The sequence below is a fragment of the Aquabacterium sp. A7-Y genome (genome assembly GCF_026153205.1).
Lineage (GTDB): Bacteria > Pseudomonadota > Gammaproteobacteria > Burkholderiales > Burkholderiaceae_C > Caldimonas.
Genome location: NZ_JAPFBW010000043.1, coordinates 31807 through 48907, shown reverse-complemented (window position 1 = coordinate 48907; position 17101 = coordinate 31807). Strand labels below are relative to the sequence as shown.

Genomic DNA, 17101 nt, shown 5'->3' with positions numbered 1-17101 from the left:
GGGGCGCGCCTGCGCCAGCAGGCTTCCACGCAACGAACACCAACAACACCACAACCACAACCACAACCCCACGCGCGAACACACCTTCCCCCACCCCGCGCGTCGGACTTGCACTGACGGCAGACCCTCTGCATCTAAGCCACAATCGGCCGTGCCGCCCCGGCATCCTGGACGTTCATGGTGAGTCAGCGACCCTTCAAGATCCCCGAATCCGTGCTGGTGGTGATCCACACCGCCGACCGCCAGGTGCTGCTGCTCGAGCGTGCCGACCAACCCGGCTTCTGGCAGAGCGTCACCGGTTCCAAGGACCGTCCCGACGAACCGCTCGCGCTGACCGCCCGCCGCGAGGTCGCCGAGGAAACTGGCATCCACGTCGTCGAGACCCCGCCGCGGCCCGGCAGCGCCGAGGTGCCGCTGGCCTGTCTGCAGGACTGGGGCCTGCAGAACGTCTACGAGATCTACCCCGTCTGGCGCCACCGCTACGGCCCCGGCATCACCCACAACACCGAGAACGTGTTCGGCCTGCGCGTACCGCGCGAGGTGCCGGTGAGGCTCGCGCCCCGCGAGCACCTGCGCTACGAGTGGCTGCCCTGGCGCGAGGCGGCCGACCGCTGCTTTTCGCCTTCGAACGCCGAGGCGGTGCTGCAGCTGCCGCGATTTCTCGGGGAGTGAGGCATGGGCACCAATCCGCTCAACTCGACCCTGCTGCCCTCGGGCAGCACCACCGGCGCCGCCGCCGACGACCGCCTGCTGCGGGTCGCGACCTACAACATCCACAAGGGCGTGCGCGGCATCGGGCCGGGGCGGCGCCTGGAGATCCACAACCTGGGCCTGGGGGTGGAGGCGCTGGACGCCGACCTGGTGTTCCTGCAGGAGGTGCGCAGCTACCACGACCTGGAGGCGCGGCGCTTCCAGCGCAGCTCCTTCGGCTGGCCGACGCAGCCGCAGGCCGACTTCCTGGCGCCCGAAGGTTATGAGGTCGCCTACCGCACCAACGCCTTCACGCGCGGCGGCGAGCACGGCAACGCGCTGCTGTCGCGCTGGCCCATCGGCGACATCGGCCACCACGACGTCTCCGACCACCGCTTCGAGCAGCGCGGGCTGCTGCACGTGCCGGTGCGCTGGCAGGACACCGAGCTGCACGCCATCGTCGCGCACTTCGGACTGATCCACTCCAGCCGCGTGCGCCAGGTCGAGAAGCTGGCCGCCTTCATCAAGGTCCACGTGCCGGAGCACGCGCCGCTGGTGGTGGCGGGCGACTTCAACGACTGGGGCGAGAAGCTCGACGGACTCATGGCTGCCTGCGGGCTCTCGCGCGGTCTGGCGCCCAATGGAAAGCGGGCACTCACCTTCCCGTCCAGGGTGCCGGTGTTTTCGCTCGACCGCTTCTACCTGCGCGGCATGCGGTGCGTCTCGACCTTCGTGCCGCGCGGCACCAGCTGGGCCCGCATGTCGGACCACCTGCCCCTGGTGGCCGAACTGGAGCTGGCAGGCTGAGCGATGACGGCCCGGCCCCTGCGCACCGACCCCCAGGGCCTGCTGCCCGCCGGGCCGCTGGCTTGGTACGGCCACACCCGGGCGCAATTCCTCGGCGGCAACCAGGTGCGCCTGCTGCGCGGCGGCAAGGAGCTGTTCCCCGCGATGTGCCAGGCCATCGAGGCGGCCCGCCACGAGGTCTGGTTCGCGACCTACATCTTCCATGACGACGAGGCCGCCAACTGCGTGGCGGCCTCGCTCGGCGCGGCGGCCCGGCGCGGCGTGCGGGTGAGGGTGATCCTCGACGGCTTCGGCTCGCTCGCCACGCTGCCCCGGCTGCTGCCGCAGCTGCGTGAGGCGGGCGTGCGGGTGGTCGTGTTCCGGCCCATCAAAGGCTGGTGGAGCTGGCTGCGGCCCGGCCAGCTGCGCCGGCTGCACCAGAAGCTGTGTGTGGTCGATGGCGCCATCGGTTTCGTCGGCGGCATCAACGTGATCGACGACCTGCTGGACCTGCGACACGGCTGGGGTGAGGCGCCGCGGCTGGACTACGCGGTCGAGGTCAAGGGCCCGACCGTGGTGCCGATCGAGCAGACCGCCCGCGCGATGTGGACCCGCGCCACGCTGGGGCGCGACTGGCGCGAGGAACTCGCCGGGCTGGCACGCAGCCCCCACCGGGTGGCCCGCGCCCGGCGCCTGATGCGGCGCCTGCAGGCGACCCGCTGGGCCCGCCACACCGAGGCCGTGGCCGACACCCGGCCAATGCGAGCGGCCTTCGTCGTGCGCGACAACCTGCGCCAGCGCCGCACCATCGAGCGGGCCTACATCGAGGCGATCCGCCGGGCCCGCGAGCGGGTCGACCTGGTCTCGCCGTATTTCTACCCGGGCCGGGCCTTCCGCCGCGCGCTGCGCCTGGCGGCCCAGCGCGGCGTGCGCGTGCGCCTGCTGCTGCAGGGCAAGCTCGACTACCGCATCGCCGGGCTGGCGGCGCGGGTGCTCTACGACGAGCTGCTGGCCCACGGCGTGCGGGTCTACGAGTACATGCCGGCCTTCCTGCACGCCAAGGTGGCGGTGGTCGACGACAGCTGGGCCACGGTCGGCAGCTCCAACATCGACCCCCTGTCGCTGCTGCTCAACCTGGAAGCCAACGTGATCGTGCGCGATCCCGGGTTCGTCGCCGAGCTCGCGAGCGAGCTCGACAGCGCCTTCGCGGTCTCGCACGAGGTCACCCGGCCCGAGCTGGGCGTGCCCAACTGGTGGAGCCGGGTGCGGCGCGCCTTTGTCGCCTGGGCCGCGCACATCTACCTGCGGGTGGCGGGCGCCACCGGGCGCTACTGAGGGCGGGGTCATGGCCGCTGCCGCCCAGGACCTCATCGTCGAGCGCCCGGAGGGCCTCTACTGCCCGCCGGGCGACTTCTACATCGACCCCTGGCGACCGGTGCCGCGCGCCGTCATCACCCACGCCCACGCCGACCACGCGCGTGTCGGTCACGGCCACTACCTTGCAGCCTCACGCGCCGAGGGCGTGCTGCGGGCGCGCCTGGGCGAGATCGACCTGCAGACGCTGGCCTACGGCGAGGTGGTGGAGCACCGTGGCGTGCGGCTCTCGCTGCACCCGGCCGGGCATGTGCTGGGGTCGGCCCAGGTGCGGGTCGAGCACGGCGGGCAGGTCTGGGTGGTCTCGGGCGACTACAAGGTCGAGGCCGACGCGACCTGCGAGCCCTTCGAGCCGGTGCGGTGCGACTGCTTCATCACCGAGTCGACCTTCGCGCTGCCAATCTACCGCTGGGAGCCGCAGCAGAGCGTCTTCGACCAGATCAACGACTGGTGGCGCGCCAATGCCGCGGCCGGGCGGCCCAGTCTGCTGATGGGCTACAGCTTCGGCAAGGCGCAGCGCATCCTGTCGGGGGTGGAGGCCTCGATCGGCCCCATCGTCGTGCACGGCGCGGTGGAGCCGCTCAACCAGGCCTACCGGGAGGCCGGCGTGGCACTGCCGCCGACGCAGCGGGTCAGCGAAGTGAGCGACAAGGCACTGTTTCGCCAGGCCCTGGCGCTGGCGCCGCCGAGCGTGCAGGGCAGCGTGTGGGCACGTCGCTTCGCCGGCGCGAGCGACGCCTTTGCAAGCGGCTGGATGCGGCTGCGCGGGGCGCGCCGGCGGCGCGGCGTGGACCGCGGTTTCGTGCTCTCCGACCATGCCGACTGGCCCGGCCTGATGTCGGCCATCGCGGCCACCGGTGCCGCGCGCGTTATCGTCACGCATGGCTACGAGGCGGTGATGGTGCGCTGGCTGCAGGACCAGGGGCTGGAGGCCGGCTCCTTCCACACCGAGTATGGTGACGAGGTGCTGGAGGAGGCGTCCGGGGCGCCGGCCGAAACCACAGAAGAACAAGCTGACATCAGAGGAGACGCAACATGAGTGGACCGGCCCTTGTCCAGGCTTCGCGCCGCCTGGCCACCCACTATGCACCCGGCCTGTGGGTCGGCGCGATCCGGCCGGCCTTCGACGCCGGGCAGGTGGTCTTCGAGCAGCACATCGACGTCTACCCGGCGCACTTCCTGGTCGCCCTGTGGGAGCCGCCGGCTGCCGGCGTGCCGATGCTGTCGCGCTGGCCCTCGGTGGCGGCCATCGCCTCGCCCGACGCGCCGGCCGCACTCATCGAGCTGGTCTCGCACCTGCCGGCTGGCGCGCGCGCCTGGCTGGCGTCGGAAGGCGTGGACTGGGCCTTGATCGCGGACATCGTGCGCCTGAGCGACCGCAACCTGCAGCCCTACCACCACCAGGAGCTGCAGGCTTTCATCGGCCGCTGCCGCGCGCGCGACGCCGAGACCATACGCCAGACCTACAGCGACGAGGACCCCGGCTTCGAGGCGCTCAAGTCGCGCCTGCTGACGCCGGGGCGCCCGGATGCCTGATCACGGCCGCGCTATGACGGCCGGATATCCCATGGAGAGGTGTTTTCATGTTTCCGATCTACGGGCCGGCCTCGCCGGCCTGGTTCCTCGCGCTGGTGCTCTACTGGGGCAGCGCGCCCTTCGCCCTCGCGCTGTGCTGGCTGGCCTGGCGCCACTGGCGCCGCCGGCCCCAGCGGCGCTGGCGCGCGCTGGTGGCAGGCGTGCTCGCGCTGCTGTTCGTCGAGGCGCGTTTCATCGAGCCGCAGCTGCTGACGGTGAAGGAGACCCGGCTTGGCCTGGGCGTGCCGGTGCGGGTCGCGCTGATTGCCGACTACCACGTCGGTGTCTTCAAGAGCTCGGCCTTCCTGGAGCGCGTCGTGGACCGCCTCAATGAGCTGGACGTGGACGCCGTGCTGATCGCCGGCGACCACACCTACGAGCCCGACCGGCCGGTCGAGGAACTGCTGGCGCCGCTGGCGCGGCTGAAACACCCGGTCTACTCGGTGCCCGGCAACCACGACGAGGGCATGCCCGGCCCGCCGCTGTACCGGCAGCTGGACGCCGCACTGCGCAAGCACGGCGTGCGGCCGGTCCAGCGCAGCTGGGCCGACGCCGGCAAGTTCGTGGTGTTCGGCCTGCGCGACTGGTCCGCCACCCACGACAGCAAACGCCTCCTGCCGCAGCTGCCGCCCGACAAGCCGCGCCTGGCGCTGCTGCACAACCCCGATGCGGCGATGGAGCTGCCGCCGGGCTCGGCGACGCTGGCGCTGGCTGGCCACACGCACTGCGGGCAGGTGCGCATCCCGGGGCTCTACCAGCACATGATTTCCACCCTGGAGCCCTTCGACGGCGGCCTCTACCGTTTCCCGCCGGTGCCCACCTTCGTGACCTGCGGGCTGGGCGAGGTGAAGCTGCCGCTGCGTTTCCTCAACCCCCCGGTCATCGACGTGCTCGACCTGCGCTGAGCCTGTCATGGAAGCCTTCGCCCGCCTCTACACCGAACTGGACGCCACCACCGGGACGCTGGAGAAGGTCGCGGCGCTGAAGCGCTACTTCGAGCAGGCGGCGCCGGCCGACGCCGCCTGGGGCGTCTACTTCCTGGCCGGCGGACGGCCGCGCCAGGTCATCGCCACCCGCCAGCTGCGTGCACTGGCCTGCGAGGCCGCCGGCATCGAGGACTGGCTGTTCGAGGAGAGCTACCAGGCGGTCGGCGACCTGGCCGAGACCATCGCCCATGTGCTGCCGCCGCCGCGCGCCGAGACCCGGGTGGGCCTGGCCGAGTGGGTCGAGCAGCGCCTGCTGCCGCTGCGCGGCATGGAGCCGGCCGAGCAGACCCTGCGCATTCGCAGCTACTGGGACGAGCTGGACTGGGCCGGCCGCTTTCTGTTGGCCAAGCTGATCGGCGGCGGCTTTCGGGTCGGCGTCTCGCGCCTCCTGGTGACGCGCGCGCTGGCCGAGTTTGCAGGGCTGGACCCGAAGCGGGTGGCGCAGCGCATGATGGGCTTCACGAGCATGGTGGCCGAGGGCAGTGCGCGGCCCGATGCCGAGCGCTACCTGGCGCTGCTGTCGCACGAGGACGGCGTCGGCGAGGCCGATGCCGGCCAGCCTTACCCGTTTTTCCTGGCCCACCAGGTCGACCTGGCGCTGGAGCAGTTCCCGGCTCGGCTGGGCCCGGCCACCGACTGGCTGGTCGAATGGAAGTACGACGGCATCCGCGGCCAGCTCGTCAAGCGCGCCGGCCAGGTGTGGCTGTGGTCGCGCGGCGAGGAGCTGGTGACCGACCGCTTTCCCGAGGTGGTGGCCTTGGCCGAGGCGTTGCCCGATGGCACCGTACTGGACGGAGAGATCCTGGTCTGGAAGGACGACCGGCCGGCGCCGTTCGCGCTGCTGCAGCAGCGTATCGGCCGCAAGACGCTGACCAAAAAGGTGCTGGCCGAGGCGCCGGTGAGTTTCATCGCCTACGACGTCCTGGAGTGGCAGGGCCAGGACCAGCGCGGCCTGCCGCAGTGGCAGCGGCGCCGCCTGCTCGAAAGCCTGCGGATGCCCTTGTCGCCCGTCGTGCAGGCGAGCGACTGGCCCGAGCTGGCGGCGCTGCGCGAGCAGTCGCGAGCGCGCGGCGTCGAAGGGTTCATGCTCAAGCACCGCGAGGCCGGCTACGGCGTGGGACGCACCAAGGCCGAGGGCACCTGGTGGAAGTGGAAGATCGATCCGATGAGCGTGGACGCGGTGCTGATCTACGCCCAGCGCGGCCACGGCCGCCGCGCCAGCCTCTACACCGACTACACCTTCGCGGTGTGGAACCGGGCGCCGGCCGATGCGGCCGAGGCCCGGCAGGTGGTCGAGGCGATCGGGCGGCGTGAGCCGCCCGAGGCCGGCCGCTTGCAACTGGTGCCTTTCGCCAAAGCCTACTCGGGGCTCACCGACGAGGAGTTCCGCCGCATCGACGCGGTGATCCGGCGCACCACGCTGGAGAAGTTCGGCCCGGTGCGCAGCCTCAAGCCCACGCTGGTGTTCGAACTCGGCTTCGAGGGCATCAACCGCAGCAGCCGCCACAAGAGCGGCATCGCCGTGCGTTTCCCGCGCATGCTGCGCATCCGCGACGACAAGCCCCTGCACGAGGCCGACACGCTGCAGAGCCTGGAAGCGCTGCTCGGCGTGTGACAGCCGTCAGTGCAACGCGGGCCGGTGCATCACGCCAAATCGCTCCGCCAGCCCTCCCAGGCGCTTGTCCGACGTCCACAGTTCGACGCCAGGCGTGATCAGCGTGGATGCCAACAGGGTAAGGTCGACCGGGCCGCAACCCAACCCGTAAAGCTGCTCTCGCTCGATGAAGGCAAGCACTTCTCGCACGCTGGCCTGCTGTGTCTGTTGTAGGCGGTCCAGGTCGCGCAGCGTCTGTGCGCGCGATGGCGGAGTACCGCAGGCGAGTTCCCCAAGCACCATCGGGTGAATCATCACCAGATCCAGCTCCAGGAGGTCCGCCAAGGCTGCGTTGTGGTGCCGGAAGTGATCGACCCAGACGGAGGTATCCACCAATACGCGCTTCACGTCTGCGCGTCCTCGCGGCGCCGTGGAACGTCGAGCATCTCAGGCAGGGTCGCTCCGAGCGCAGAGAGACGCTTGGCGGCCTGCACCCTCACGAAGGTCTTGATCGCCTCGCGAAACAGGTCACCTTTGTCCATGCTCGGGTCCGCGACCTCAAGCGCTTCCTTGTAAAGGGCATCGTCAATGGTGACGGTCGTTCGCAGGGCGGCTCCATTGCATCAAATATGGTGGCATTCTGCATCAGAACTGGTGCATTTGCGTGCCCTCTCCACACCGCGCATCAAAACTGGACCCCCTCGCCGCGTGCGCGCCATGGACCCCGTGCCACGTGGGCGCACCTAGAGCACCGCGCTCGCGACCGTGTTGCGCCCTGCCGCCTTGGCCTGGTAGAGCAGGGCGTCGGCCCGGGCGAACACGGTCTGCGGATCGTGCGGACCGCCGTGCGGCGACAGGAACACCAGCCCCGCGCTGATCGTGACGCGGCCGTGCGGCGAGCCCTCGTGAGGCAGCTCGAGCTCGGCGACGCACTCGCACACGCTTTCCAGGAAGCGCTGCGCCGCGTCCGGCTGCCGGGCCTGCATCATCACCGCGAACTCCTCGCCGCCCAGCCGGAAGAAGGCATCGCCCGAGCGCTTGAGCAGCGTGCGCACGGCGCTGCTCACCGCCTGCAGCGCGCGATCGCCCTGCTGGTGCCCGTAGCGGTCGTTGTAGGCCTTGAAGTGGTCGAGGTCGAGCAGGGCCAGCGCGAAGCCTTCGCAGCTGCGTGCCTGGCGGCGCAACTCGGGCGCGTAGACCTCGTTGAAATGGCGCCGGTTGTAGGCACCGGTCAGCTCGTCGGTGATGGCCATCTCGGCCAGCAGGCGGTTGGCCGCTTCGAGCGCCCGGGTGCGCTCCTGCACCTGGGATTCGAGCTGTTCGGTCAATGCCGCCCTGGCTTCCAGTGCGGCACGCTCGGCCTGGACCTTCTCGTCTTCGAGCTGTTTCATGCGGTCCGCCAGGCCAAAGGCCAGCAGCAGGAATTCCAGCACCGATCCGACCTGCAGCACATGCTCGGTCACCGGCGTGGCTGGCAGCAGCGCGGCCATGCGCAGCAGGTAGAGGATGATGCCGACCGCCAGCACCGTCCACGCCAGGAGGTAGTAGCGCGCCGGACGCGAACCGCGGAAGAGCAGCACGGCGCCAGTGAAGATGTGCAGGAGCAGCCCGAGGCAGCCGACCACGGCCTGGACCGCCAGGGTGGCGCCGTACCAGCCAGCCAGCCCCGGCAGCAGGCAGAGGATGTTGATGGCCTGCATGGCGCGCAGCCCGCGGTGCAGCCGCGGCGTGCACGTGCGCGTCTGCAGGTAGCGCATGGCGAAAAAGCCGTGGGTCACAAAGGCGCAGGCCGCCATGACGGGCAGCGCCTGGTTCGCCCACCAGGGATGCGCCGGCCACCAGTGCTGGAAGGCAAAGCCGCGGAACGAGAAATTCCACACGAAAAACGCGCCGAGGTAGACCACGTAGTGGGCGTACAGCGTGATGTGGGTGGACGCGTACAGGAACAGGTTGTAGAGCAGCAGCGCAAGCAGGGCGCCGTAGTACAGCCCGAAGGCGAAGCGCAGGCGCTCCGCGTCGCGGATCAGGTTGCGATGGTCCCAGAGCTGCAGTTCGGCGGCTTCGTGCAGGCCGTCGTGGGTGGCGATGCGCAGGTAGACCTCGAGGTAGCCGCCGCCTTCCAGGGTCATGGGGAACAGGAAGGTGCGGTAGTCCAGCGGCCGCGTCGCGAAGGGGTGGCGGTCCCCGGTGTGCCAGTGCTGCTGGGGGTGCGCGACATCCGGCCGCACCAGCCAGGCCTGCACATCGTCGTGCAGCGGGTGGGCCAGCTCCAGCAGGCGCTGCGCCGGCAGGTCTTGAGGGTTGTACAGCCGCAGCCGGATCCACCAGACCGAGCTGGAGAATCCGGGGTTCAGCGCGTGGCCGCCGGTGCTGCTCCAGCGTTCGCCCGGCAGGGCACGCACCTGTGACAGCTCGAGCCGGCCCTCGCGGTCCTCCAGCACCTCCATGTCGGCCGACAGGACGCGCGGCCACGACGTGCCGGCCACCGAGACCGGCAGCACGCCGGGGGAGGCGCCCGCAGACAGCGCGAGGGCCGGGGCCGCCGCGGCCAGGGCCAGGGCGCACGCCACCCAGCGAAGCAGGTACAACAACATGGGGTCGCCTGACGAGGCGCCGGACTTGAAAGGGCTCCATGATGGCGCCCGGGCAAGCAGGCGGCAAGTGCGGATCTCACGCTGGGAAGGCGGGGGGTGAATCGGAGAGCGGCGGCCAGGCCTCGGCCGCGCCTGCTAGCATCGGACGGTTTCAGCCACGTTCCGAGCTTGCTGCTTCCCACCATGAGTGCCCTCTCCCCGGTCTCCACCCCCCTGCCGGCCGCCGGCGACAACGACCAAGGCGTGCCCGTGTCGGTGCGCATCCGCGAGCGCATCAAGGCGGCGCAGCAGCGTTTCCACGCCAATGACAACATCGCCGAGTTCATCGAGCCGGGCGAGCTGGAAGCCCTGCTGGACGAGGTGCAGCAGAAGATGAACGGCGTGCTGGAAAGCCTGGTGATCGACACCGAGAGCGACCACAACACCCAGGACACCGCGCGGCGCGTCGCCAAGATGTACCTGCAGGAGGTCTTCAAGGGACGTTATGTGGCGATTCCGCCGGTGACCGAGTTCCCCAACGTCGAGCGCCTGAGCGAGCTGATGATCGTCGGCCCGGTCACCGTGCGCAGCGCCTGCTCGCACCACTTCTGCCCCATCCTCGGCAAGCTGTGGATCGGCGTGATGCCCAACGAGCACTCCAACCTGATCGGCTTGTCCAAATATGCGCGGCTGGCCGAGTGGATCATGAGCCGCCCGCAGATCCAGGAGGAAGCCGTGACCCAGGTGGCCGACCTGCTGCAGGACAAGATGCAGCCGGACGGCCTCGCCATCGTGATGGAGGCCGACCACTTCTGCATGCAGTGGCGCGGCGTGAAGGACATGGACTCGAAGATGATCAACAGCGTGATGCGCGGCTCCTTCCTCAAGGACCCGAGCCTGCGCCGCGAGTTCTTGTCCCTGCTCAACAACAAGAAGTCATGAACGCCGAGGAGCCGACGCCATGCTGATCCGCTTGCTGTACTGCAGCCGTGCCGCCGAAGCCCTGAGCCACGAGAGCATCGAAGCCATCCTGAGCCGCTCGCGCCACCGCAACCCGGGCCTGGGCATCACGGGCATCCTCTGTTATGGCGGCGAGGTCTTCCTGCAGGTGCTGGAGGGCAGCCGCGAGGCCGTGAATGCGCTCTACAAGGAGATCGTCTGCGACGAGCGCCACCGGGAGGTGACGCTGCTGCACTACGAGGAGATCGCCGAGAGGCGTTTCGCCGGCTGGACCATGGGGCAGGTGAACCTCGCGAAGATCAATCCATCGATGCTGCTCAAGTACTCGGAGCGGCCGGTGCTCGATCCGTATGCCGTGTCGGGGAGGGCGTCGATGGCGTTGTTGGATGAGTTGATCGCCACCGCCTCCATCCTCTGCCGTACGTAGAGAGCGGGGCTCGGCTACTGCGCAGGGCGATCTGCATCCCTGCGATGCTCGCCGTACAGGGAGTACGGCTGCGCTTCTCGGGACGCACCTCGCCCTGCTCGCTACGCCGCTCCCCGCTCTCGCTACGCCTCGGTGAATCGGCTCGCCTTCGGCTTTGCCTGGGGACCGCTCGCCTTCGGCTTCGGGTTGGGGCTTGGGTGATGTTTTAACTGGGGTTGCATGTCTGCTTTTGCCTTTGCCCTGGTGATCGTGGCGGCCTTGCTGCATGCGGTCTGGAACCTGGTGGCCAAGCACGCGGGTGGGGACAACCGCTTCGTGCTGCTGACCGCCGTGATGATCGTGGTCGTCTGGCTGCCGGTGGGCGTCTGGGCGGCGATGCCGGGGGAGGCCGGGCAGGGCATCGCGGCGTGGGGGCCGCTCGAATGGGGGCTGGTGCTGGCCAGCGGGGTCACGCATCTGGTCTATTTCACGACGCTGCTGCGCGGCTACCGGGCCTCGGATCTCACCGTGGTCTACCCGGTCGCGCGCGGTACCGGGCCGTTGCTGACGTCCGTGTTCGCGGTGCTGGTGCTGGGCGAGACGCTCTCCAGCCTGGGAGCGCTGGGTGTGCTGGGGGCTGGCGTGTTCCTGATCGCGGGCGGACCGGGGCTGGTGAAGTCGCTGCTGGGGCATGCAGGGGACGCGGCGCAGCGGGCCCGGGTGCGCGCGGGGCTGCTGTACGGCCTCGTCACCGGCGGGCTGATCGGCGGCTACACCGTGATCGACGGCTATCTGGTCAAGGTGCTGCTCATCTCGCCCATCCTGGTCGACTACATCGGCAACCTGCTGCGCATCGGCTTCCTGCTGCCCTCGGCGCTGCGCAACCGCGCCCACACGTGGGAGGCCTGGCGGCGGCAGTGGCGCCACGCCTTGCTGGTGGCCGTCATCAGCCCGCTGGCCTATGTGCTGGTGTTGTATGCCGCGCGCATGGCGCCGCTGAGCCATGTGGCGCCGGCGCGCGAGGTGTCCATGCTGTTCGCCGCGCTGCTCGGCGGACGCCTGCTCGGCGAGGGCGACCGGCTGCTGCGGTTGGCCGGTGCCGCCTGCATCGGGCTCGGCGTCGCGGCGCTGGCGCTGGGCTGAACGGAGGCCCCGCGCAGGCCGGGCTCACTGCCCCATGAGACCCTTGAGCATGTCGCCCATGCCCTCCACCATGCCGCCCAGACTCACGCCCAGCGCCTCGGCCAGGCCCGAGGCCACCTGGGTCGCGAGGTCTTCGTTCAAGGAGAAGTCAGGGTCGTCGAGCCGGCCGGCGAGCGTGAAGTCGAGCTCGATGCGCTCGTTCTTGCGCAAGGCCGCCAGCACCGCCTCGCGCGGGACCGCCGCCAGGCTGCCGAGCAGACCGCTGCTGCTCAGCTCCAGGCCGGTCAGCGTCAGGTGCCCGGGGGCACGCAGCTGCTGCCGGCGCACCGTGGCGTCCAGCCGCAGGTCCAGCGTGCCGCGCTGCACGCCGGCGTCGGCGACCCGGATCAGGTAGGGCTGCAGCGCGACCAGATCGACGCCCTTGAAGTCGGCGTGCAGCCGGGCGTCGCGCGTCGCGAGGGTCAGCTCGCCGACCAGCTTGATGCTGCCGTCACGTTGCCGACCCTTGAGCAGGCCTTGCAGGTCCACCTGGGTGGGTGTGTCCAGGGCCGGCAGGTCCAGTGGGCCGACCTGGGCATCGAGCTGCTCCAGCCTGAGCTTGAGCGGCGGCCGGCGCACCGAGGCGTCGAACAGCTCCAGCACCGCATCGTCCAGCACCACCTCGCCGATGTGCACCGGCAGGGGCCGGTCCGCCTCGGCCGGTGCGGGCGCATCCTGCGCCGCCGACGCGGGCAGCGACACCTTGCGCACGGCGCCGCCGCGTTTCGGTGCCGGGCCGCCGCGCGGCGTTGCGGCGGTGAGCGCCGGCAAGACCCGCAGACGGCCGTCGGCGCTGCGCAGCATCGAGACATAGCCGCCCTCGACGGTGATGCGGCGGATGCGCACCTCGGCGCGCAGCAGGCTCAGCAGCTCGGGCACCACCCGCACCCGGCGGGCGCGCAGCTCGTCCTCGGCCGGCCAGCGCCGCGGCCCGCGGCTTTCGCCGCGCACCCGCAGGTCGAGCAGCTCCACGCCCGACCAGCCCAGCCTGACCTCGTCGACCTCGCTGCGCGGGCCCAGCGCCGCCTGGACCTGGTCCTTCAGCTGCCGGGCAGCGACATAAAACCCGATGCCGGCGAGCACCGCCAGGATCAGCAGGGCGATCGCCGCGGTTCGCAGCAGGCGGCGGCGCGGCGGTGTGGAAGCGGGAGGCAGGTCGGCAGCGGTGTTCAAAGCGGGCGTGGCGTACGGCAGTAGCCCCGGATTTTGCAAGAGCGGCGCCGGCGGGGGCAGCGGGTTTGCGTTTCATCACACAATCTGCAGCAGGCGCCCGCCTTCTTTCTGCTGTCCGATGTCCACCGTCTCTTCCGATCCCGCCACCGCCGTGCTGGTGGCCGGCGTCGATTTCACCAGCCGCCCCACCCGGGCCAAGCCCATCACCTTGGCGCTCGGCGAATGCCAGGGCGCGGCGGTGCGCTTGCGCGAGCTCAGGCACTACGCCAGCGATGCGGAGTTCGCGGCCTGGCTGGCGGCGCCGGGCCCCTGGGTCGGTGCCTTCGACTTTCCCTTCGGGCTGCCGCGCGAGCTGGTCGAGCAGCTCGGCTGGCCGACCGAGTGGCCGGCTCTGATCCGCCATTACGCCGGGCTCTCGCGCGAGGCCATCCGCGCCACCTTCGCCGCCTTCTGCGACGCCCGGCCGGCGGGCGCCAAGTTTGCCCACCGCGCCTGCGATGCGCCGGCCGGCTCCTCGCCGTCGATGAAGTGGGTCAACCCGCCGGTGGCCTTCATGCTGCACGCCGGCGTGCCGCAGTTGATCGCGGCCGGCGTGCACCTGCCGGGCCTGATGGACGGCGACCGCTCGCGCGTCGCGCTCGAGGGCTACCCGGGCCTGCTGGCGCGCGAGCTGATCGGTGCACGCAGCTACAAGAGCGACGAGCGCGCCAAGCAGACCGCCGAACGCCTGATCGCCCGCAAGGACCTGATCGAGGCGCTGGAACAGGGGCGCACCCGACTGGGCCTGCGCCTGCGCCTGAGCCATGCCCAACGCGACGCCCTGGTCGCCGACCCGATGGCCGACCAGCTCGACGCGGTGCTCTGCATGGTGCAGGCTGCCTGGGGCGCCAGCCGCCCCAATTGGGGCAAGCCGCTGGACGCGGATCCGCTGGAGGGATGGATCCTCACCGCCGAGCGGCGCTGATCCCCGTGGCGACCCGCAAGGGCGCGCGCTTCGTGTGATATTGCCGGCCCGCGTGCCGGCGGGTCTTGACGCGCCTCAAGCCCGGGACCGGGCTGCCGATCTCAGGACCGGTAGAGGTCGAGGGGTGCGATGGATCAGGCTGGGATCGAGGAGCTACGGGCGCGGCTGCCCCGGCATCCGCGCGGCTATCGGCGTGTGGCCTGGGCCGTGCTGGTGCTCGGCGTGCTGTTCAGCGGACTCGGCTGGTGGCGCGCCGTCGAGCGTCTGCAGCATGAATCGGACGCGGCGTTGGACGAAGTGGCGGCCCATACCGTAGGCGCCATCGACGAGCGTTTCGGGCGCTACGTCGACCTCCTGACCGGCTTCCAGAGCCTGTTCCACGGCGGCGGCCACGTCAGCCGGCGCGCCTTCAGCGAGCACTTCTTCTCGATGAACGTGCACTCGCGTTATCCCGGCGTGCTCGCGGTGCAGTATTCGCCGCTGATCGAGGCACCCGAGCTGCTGGCCTTCGAGGCCGACGTGCGCGGGGACAGCAGCTTGCGTTCCGGCGGCTACCCCCGCTTCCATACCTTCCCGCGCGGCGATCGGGACAACTACTTGCCCGTCACCTTCAATGAACCGATGGCCGGCAACGAGGCGGCTTTCGGGGCCGACCTGCTGGTCGGCGACGGCGCGCGGCTGGCCAGCGAGCGTGCCCGCGACAAGGGCGAACCCGTGCTTTCGGCGCCGGCGACCCTGCTGCAGGGCGAGCTGGGGGTCACGCTGAGAGTCCCGGTGTACCGTGGCGGCATGTGGCCGCGCGACGAAACACAGCGCCGGGCGGCCTACGTCGGCCAGGTGACCGGGGTGTTCCGGGCGCTCAACCTGATGCGCGAGGTCCTGCCGGTCTCGCGCGAGGGCTATCGCATGCGCATCGCCGACATCGGCTCGATCGAGACCGGCCTGGACGTCGGGGGCGGGCCGGCGCTGCTGTTCGACAGCGCCTCGATGTCGGCGCCTTTCCAGCCCGCCGAGGCCGATGTGCGCGAGCATGTGCTGCCGCTCAACGGCCGCCTGTGGTCGGTGCAGGTGGCGCGCCAGCCGCTGGACGCTCGCTGGCTGCCCCTGCCGCTGGCCCTCCTGGGGGGCGGGCTGGTCGCCAGCATGGCGGCCTTTGCGGTGCTGTTCGGCGTCGCCACCGGCTACGAGCGCGCGGCCCGGCTGGCGCTCGATCTCGGACGTGAGGTGCGCCGCACCGCGCTCAGGCTCAAGACCGTGATCGACAGCACCGCCGACGGCATCGTCACGATCGACGCGCAGCACACCGTGACCAGCGTGAACCCGGCCTTCCTGCGCATGCTGGGCAGCCGCAAGGACGAGGTGCTGGGGCGCCCCTTGGGCGATTTTGTGGAGGAGGCGGGGCGGCTGCTCAAGCACCTGCCCAACGCGGCCGGTGGGGTGCAGGAGACCCTGCTCCGCGGCCACGGCGGGCGCAGCACCGTGGTGGACGCGAGCTTCAGCGAAATGAGCCTGGAAGGCGAGCGGCAGTGGGTCGCGATCCTGCGCGACGCCTCGCAGCGCCGCCGGGTGGAGGAGCAGATCCGCTTTCTGGCCCACCACGACGCGCTGACCCGGCTGCCCAACCGCACCTTGCTGCAGGACCGACTGCAGCACGCCTTCGAGCTGGCGCGGCGCGAGGGCCGCGTGATGGGCGTGCTGTTCGTCGACCTCGACCATTTCAAGGCCATCAACGACAGCCTGGGTCACGATGTCGGCGATGCGCTGCTGTGTGCGGTGGCCGGGCGGCTGCGCGACTCGGTGCGGGCCTCCGACACCGTGGCCCGCATGGGGGGCGACGAGTTCGTCGTGCTGCTGCCCAGCCTGGCCTCGGCGGCAGACTGCGCGGCGGTGGCGGCCAAGATGCTGGGGGCGCTGTCCACCCCGGTCGATGCGAACGGGCACCGCCTGAGCATCACGCCCAGCATCGGCGGGGCGGTCTATCCGGGCGGTGCCGACAGCGTCGCCGCGCTGATGCGCAACGCCGACGCCGCGATGTACGAAGCCAAGCTGCAGGGCCGCAACGGCTTCCGGCTCTACGACGGCGTCTGAACGCCGGCCCCGAGGGCCTGCGCCCTCGCGGCCGGCGCGGGCCTGCGCTACTCGAGCTTGAAGGCGAACTCCTGCACCGCCATGCCGTCGCTGACGCACTCGTACTGCTTGAGCGCGCTGATCACCGCGGCATTGAAGACGCGCGGTGGTGTGGCCGACAGGATGGTCACGTCGACGACCTTGCCGTGCTCGATGCGCACCTGGGCCTTCACGACCCCGCTGACGCCGTCACGCACCGCCTGGCGGGGCATGTCGGGCCGCACCTGCTTCGGGCAGGCGAGGGCCATGTCTTGCGGGCCAGCCGGAGGGGCCGGCGGCGCAGGCGGGGCCGGCGGCTCGCTGATCACCGGCGCGGTGGCCGGGCCCTCGTGGCCCAGCGTGCCGATGGCCGGTGCCTCTGGCGCGGCGTTCTCGACTGCCGCGATGGCGGGCGGCGGCGCCGGGGCCGGCGGGGCGGGCGGCGCGGGGCTCGGCACCGCCTTGACGATGCGCTTGGGCGGGGGCGGCGGCTCGGGCGGGGGGGGAGGGGGCGGCGGAGGCGGCGGCGCTTCGGGCACGATGGTCGCGCGGGTGATGCGCTGGGCCTCGGCGACCACCTTGTCCATGTCCACCATGCTGAGCGCGACGCCCAGCGCCACGGTGGCCACCACGGCGGTGCCGACGGCCACCGGCAGTGGCAGCCGGCGGGTGTCGTCTTCCTCCTCGGTGGCCCAGAGCGCGCCGTGGATCTTGTGGGTGCTGGCCATGGCG

17 protein-coding genes are annotated in these 17101 nt (G+C 70.9%); 12 read left to right on the top strand and 5 right to left on the bottom strand.

From position 1 onward, the window contains the following. Window positions 1-177: 177 nt before the first annotated feature. The 7 genes from nudB to OOT46_RS27370 are packed head-to-tail and all read left to right on the top strand — an operon-like array spanning window position 178 to window position 7026. Window positions 178-672: a dihydroneopterin triphosphate diphosphatase gene (nudB, locus tag OOT46_RS27400; protein ID WP_265406803.1), complete on the top strand. Its 495-nt coding sequence runs from the start codon at window positions 178-180 to the stop codon at window positions 670-672. A gap of 3 nt (window positions 673-675) precedes the next feature. Then, window positions 676-1497, top strand: a complete 822-nt coding sequence (locus tag OOT46_RS27395; RefSeq protein WP_265406802.1) for an endonuclease/exonuclease/phosphatase family protein — start codon at window positions 676-678, stop codon at window positions 1495-1497. A 3-nt stretch (window positions 1498-1500) separates the two neighbouring features. After that, the gene (gene clsB, locus OOT46_RS27390; RefSeq protein ID WP_265406801.1) at window positions 1501-2811 is read left to right on the top strand and encodes a cardiolipin synthase ClsB; all 1311 of its coding nucleotides are present in this window, start codon (window positions 1501-1503) and stop codon (window positions 2809-2811) included. A gap of 10 nt (window positions 2812-2821) precedes the next feature. Beyond that, window positions 2822-3889 (top strand): ligase-associated DNA damage response exonuclease, encoded by a 1068-nt coding sequence (locus OOT46_RS27385; protein WP_265406800.1) that lies wholly within the window; start codon window positions 2822-2824, stop codon window positions 3887-3889. Next, window positions 3886-4386: a hypothetical protein gene (locus OOT46_RS27380; RefSeq protein ID WP_265406799.1), complete on the top strand. Its 501-nt coding sequence runs from the start codon at window positions 3886-3888 to the stop codon at window positions 4384-4386. The genes OOT46_RS27385 and OOT46_RS27380 overlap by 4 nt, the downstream gene beginning before the upstream one ends. 47 nt (window positions 4387-4433) lie before the next feature. Further along, a complete protein-coding gene (locus tag OOT46_RS27375) occupies window positions 4434-5330 on the top strand; it encodes a metallophosphoesterase (RefSeq protein WP_265406798.1) in 897 nt (298 codons plus the stop codon). Between the two features lie 7 nt (window positions 5331-5337). Continuing rightward, window positions 5338-7026 (top strand): ATP-dependent DNA ligase, encoded by a 1689-nt coding sequence (locus tag OOT46_RS27370; RefSeq protein WP_265406797.1) that lies wholly within the window; start codon window positions 5338-5340, stop codon window positions 7024-7026. A 6-nt stretch (window positions 7027-7032) separates the two neighbouring features. On the opposite strand, the gene OOT46_RS27365 is transcribed toward OOT46_RS27370, so the two are convergent. The 3 genes from OOT46_RS27365 to OOT46_RS27355 form a co-directional block, all read right to left on the bottom strand. Next, complete coding sequence (locus OOT46_RS27365) at window positions 7033-7413, bottom strand: type II toxin-antitoxin system VapC family toxin (RefSeq protein WP_265406796.1); 381 nt, start codon at window positions 7411-7413, stop codon at window positions 7033-7035. Continuing rightward, window positions 7410-7613 carry a type II toxin-antitoxin system VapB family antitoxin gene (locus OOT46_RS27360; RefSeq protein WP_265406805.1) on the bottom strand — a complete coding sequence of 68 codons (204 nt, stop codon included), beginning with the start codon at window positions 7611-7613 and terminating at the stop codon, window positions 7410-7412. Before OOT46_RS27360 ends, OOT46_RS27365 begins: the two co-directional genes overlap by 4 nt. Window positions 7614-7748: 135 nt before the next feature. Next, on the bottom strand, window positions 7749-9599 hold the full coding sequence (locus OOT46_RS27355) for a diguanylate cyclase (RefSeq protein WP_265406795.1): 1851 nt from the start codon (window positions 9597-9599) through the stop codon (window positions 7749-7751). Window positions 9600-9782: 183 nt separating this feature from the next. On the opposite strand from OOT46_RS27355, the gene folE reads away from it, so the two are divergent. From folE to OOT46_RS27340, 3 genes are all read left to right on the top strand, one after another. Continuing rightward, window positions 9783-10520 carry a GTP cyclohydrolase I gene (folE, locus tag OOT46_RS27350; protein WP_265406794.1) on the top strand — a complete coding sequence of 246 codons (738 nt, stop codon included), beginning with the start codon at window positions 9783-9785 and terminating at the stop codon, window positions 10518-10520. A 19-nt stretch (window positions 10521-10539) separates the two neighbouring features. Beyond that, window positions 10540-10965 (top strand): BLUF domain-containing protein, encoded by a 426-nt coding sequence (locus tag OOT46_RS27345; protein ID WP_265406793.1) that lies wholly within the window; start codon window positions 10540-10542, stop codon window positions 10963-10965. A 219-nt stretch (window positions 10966-11184) separates the two neighbouring features. After that, a complete protein-coding gene (locus tag OOT46_RS27340) occupies window positions 11185-12087 on the top strand; it encodes an EamA family transporter (RefSeq protein ID WP_265406792.1) in 903 nt (300 codons plus the stop codon). Window positions 12088-12111: 24 nt separating this feature from the next. Here the strand turns inward: OOT46_RS27340 and OOT46_RS27335 are convergent, their stop codons facing one another. Continuing rightward, entirely contained in the window at window positions 12112-13299 is a 1188-nt protein-coding gene (locus OOT46_RS27335) for a DUF748 domain-containing protein (RefSeq protein WP_265406791.1), read from the bottom strand. 118 nt (window positions 13300-13417) lie between these two features. On the opposite strand from OOT46_RS27335, the gene OOT46_RS27330 reads away from it, so the two are divergent. Both OOT46_RS27330 and OOT46_RS27325 read left to right on the top strand, forming a co-directional pair. After that, complete coding sequence (locus OOT46_RS27330) at window positions 13418-14263, top strand: DUF429 domain-containing protein (protein WP_265406790.1); 846 nt, start codon at window positions 13418-13420, stop codon at window positions 14261-14263. A 129-nt stretch (window positions 14264-14392) separates the two neighbouring features. Beyond that, window positions 14393-16351 (top strand): diguanylate cyclase domain-containing protein, encoded by a 1959-nt coding sequence (locus OOT46_RS27325; RefSeq protein ID WP_265406789.1) that lies wholly within the window; start codon window positions 14393-14395, stop codon window positions 16349-16351. A gap of 47 nt (window positions 16352-16398) precedes the next feature. Here OOT46_RS27325 and OOT46_RS27320 read toward each other — a convergent pair whose 3' ends face one another. Then, window positions 16399-17097: an energy transducer TonB gene (locus tag OOT46_RS27320; RefSeq protein WP_265406788.1), complete on the bottom strand. Its 699-nt coding sequence runs from the start codon at window positions 17095-17097 to the stop codon at window positions 16399-16401. Window positions 17098-17101: the final 4 nt, after the last annotated feature.

Excerpts from the sequence above, each read along its gene's own strand:
- OOT46_RS27345 (WP_265406793.1), top strand. The coding sequence starts at position 10,540 with ATGCTGATCCGCTTGCTGTACTGCAGCCGTGCCGCCGAAGCCCTGAGC.
- OOT46_RS27355 (WP_265406795.1), bottom strand. The coding sequence starts at position 9,599 with ATGTTGTTGTACCTGCTTCGCTGGGTGGCGTGCGCCCTGGCCCTGGCC.
- OOT46_RS27380 (WP_265406799.1), top strand. The coding sequence starts at position 3,886 with ATGAGTGGACCGGCCCTTGTCCAGGCTTCGCGCCGCCTGGCCACCCAC.
- OOT46_RS27330 (WP_265406790.1), top strand. The coding sequence starts at position 13,418 with ATGTCCACCGTCTCTTCCGATCCCGCCACCGCCGTGCTGGTGGCCGGC.
- OOT46_RS27385 (WP_265406800.1), top strand. The coding sequence starts at position 2,822 with ATGGCCGCTGCCGCCCAGGACCTCATCGTCGAGCGCCCGGAGGGCCTC.
- OOT46_RS27325 (WP_265406789.1), top strand. The coding sequence starts at position 14,393 with ATGGATCAGGCTGGGATCGAGGAGCTACGGGCGCGGCTGCCCCGGCAT.
- folE (WP_265406794.1), top strand. The coding sequence starts at position 9,783 with ATGAGTGCCCTCTCCCCGGTCTCCACCCCCCTGCCGGCCGCCGGCGAC.
- OOT46_RS27375 (WP_265406798.1), top strand. The coding sequence starts at position 4,434 with ATGTTTCCGATCTACGGGCCGGCCTCGCCGGCCTGGTTCCTCGCGCTG.
- clsB (WP_265406801.1), top strand. The coding sequence starts at position 1,501 with ATGACGGCCCGGCCCCTGCGCACCGACCCCCAGGGCCTGCTGCCCGCC.
- OOT46_RS27395 (WP_265406802.1), top strand. The coding sequence starts at position 676 with ATGGGCACCAATCCGCTCAACTCGACCCTGCTGCCCTCGGGCAGCACC.
- OOT46_RS27370 (WP_265406797.1), top strand. The coding sequence starts at position 5,338 with ATGGAAGCCTTCGCCCGCCTCTACACCGAACTGGACGCCACCACCGGG.
- OOT46_RS27320 (WP_265406788.1), bottom strand. The coding sequence starts at position 17,097 with ATGGCCAGCACCCACAAGATCCACGGCGCGCTCTGGGCCACCGAGGAG.
- OOT46_RS27340 (WP_265406792.1), top strand. The coding sequence starts at position 11,185 with ATGTCTGCTTTTGCCTTTGCCCTGGTGATCGTGGCGGCCTTGCTGCAT.
- nudB (WP_265406803.1), top strand. The coding sequence starts at position 178 with ATGGTGAGTCAGCGACCCTTCAAGATCCCCGAATCCGTGCTGGTGGTG.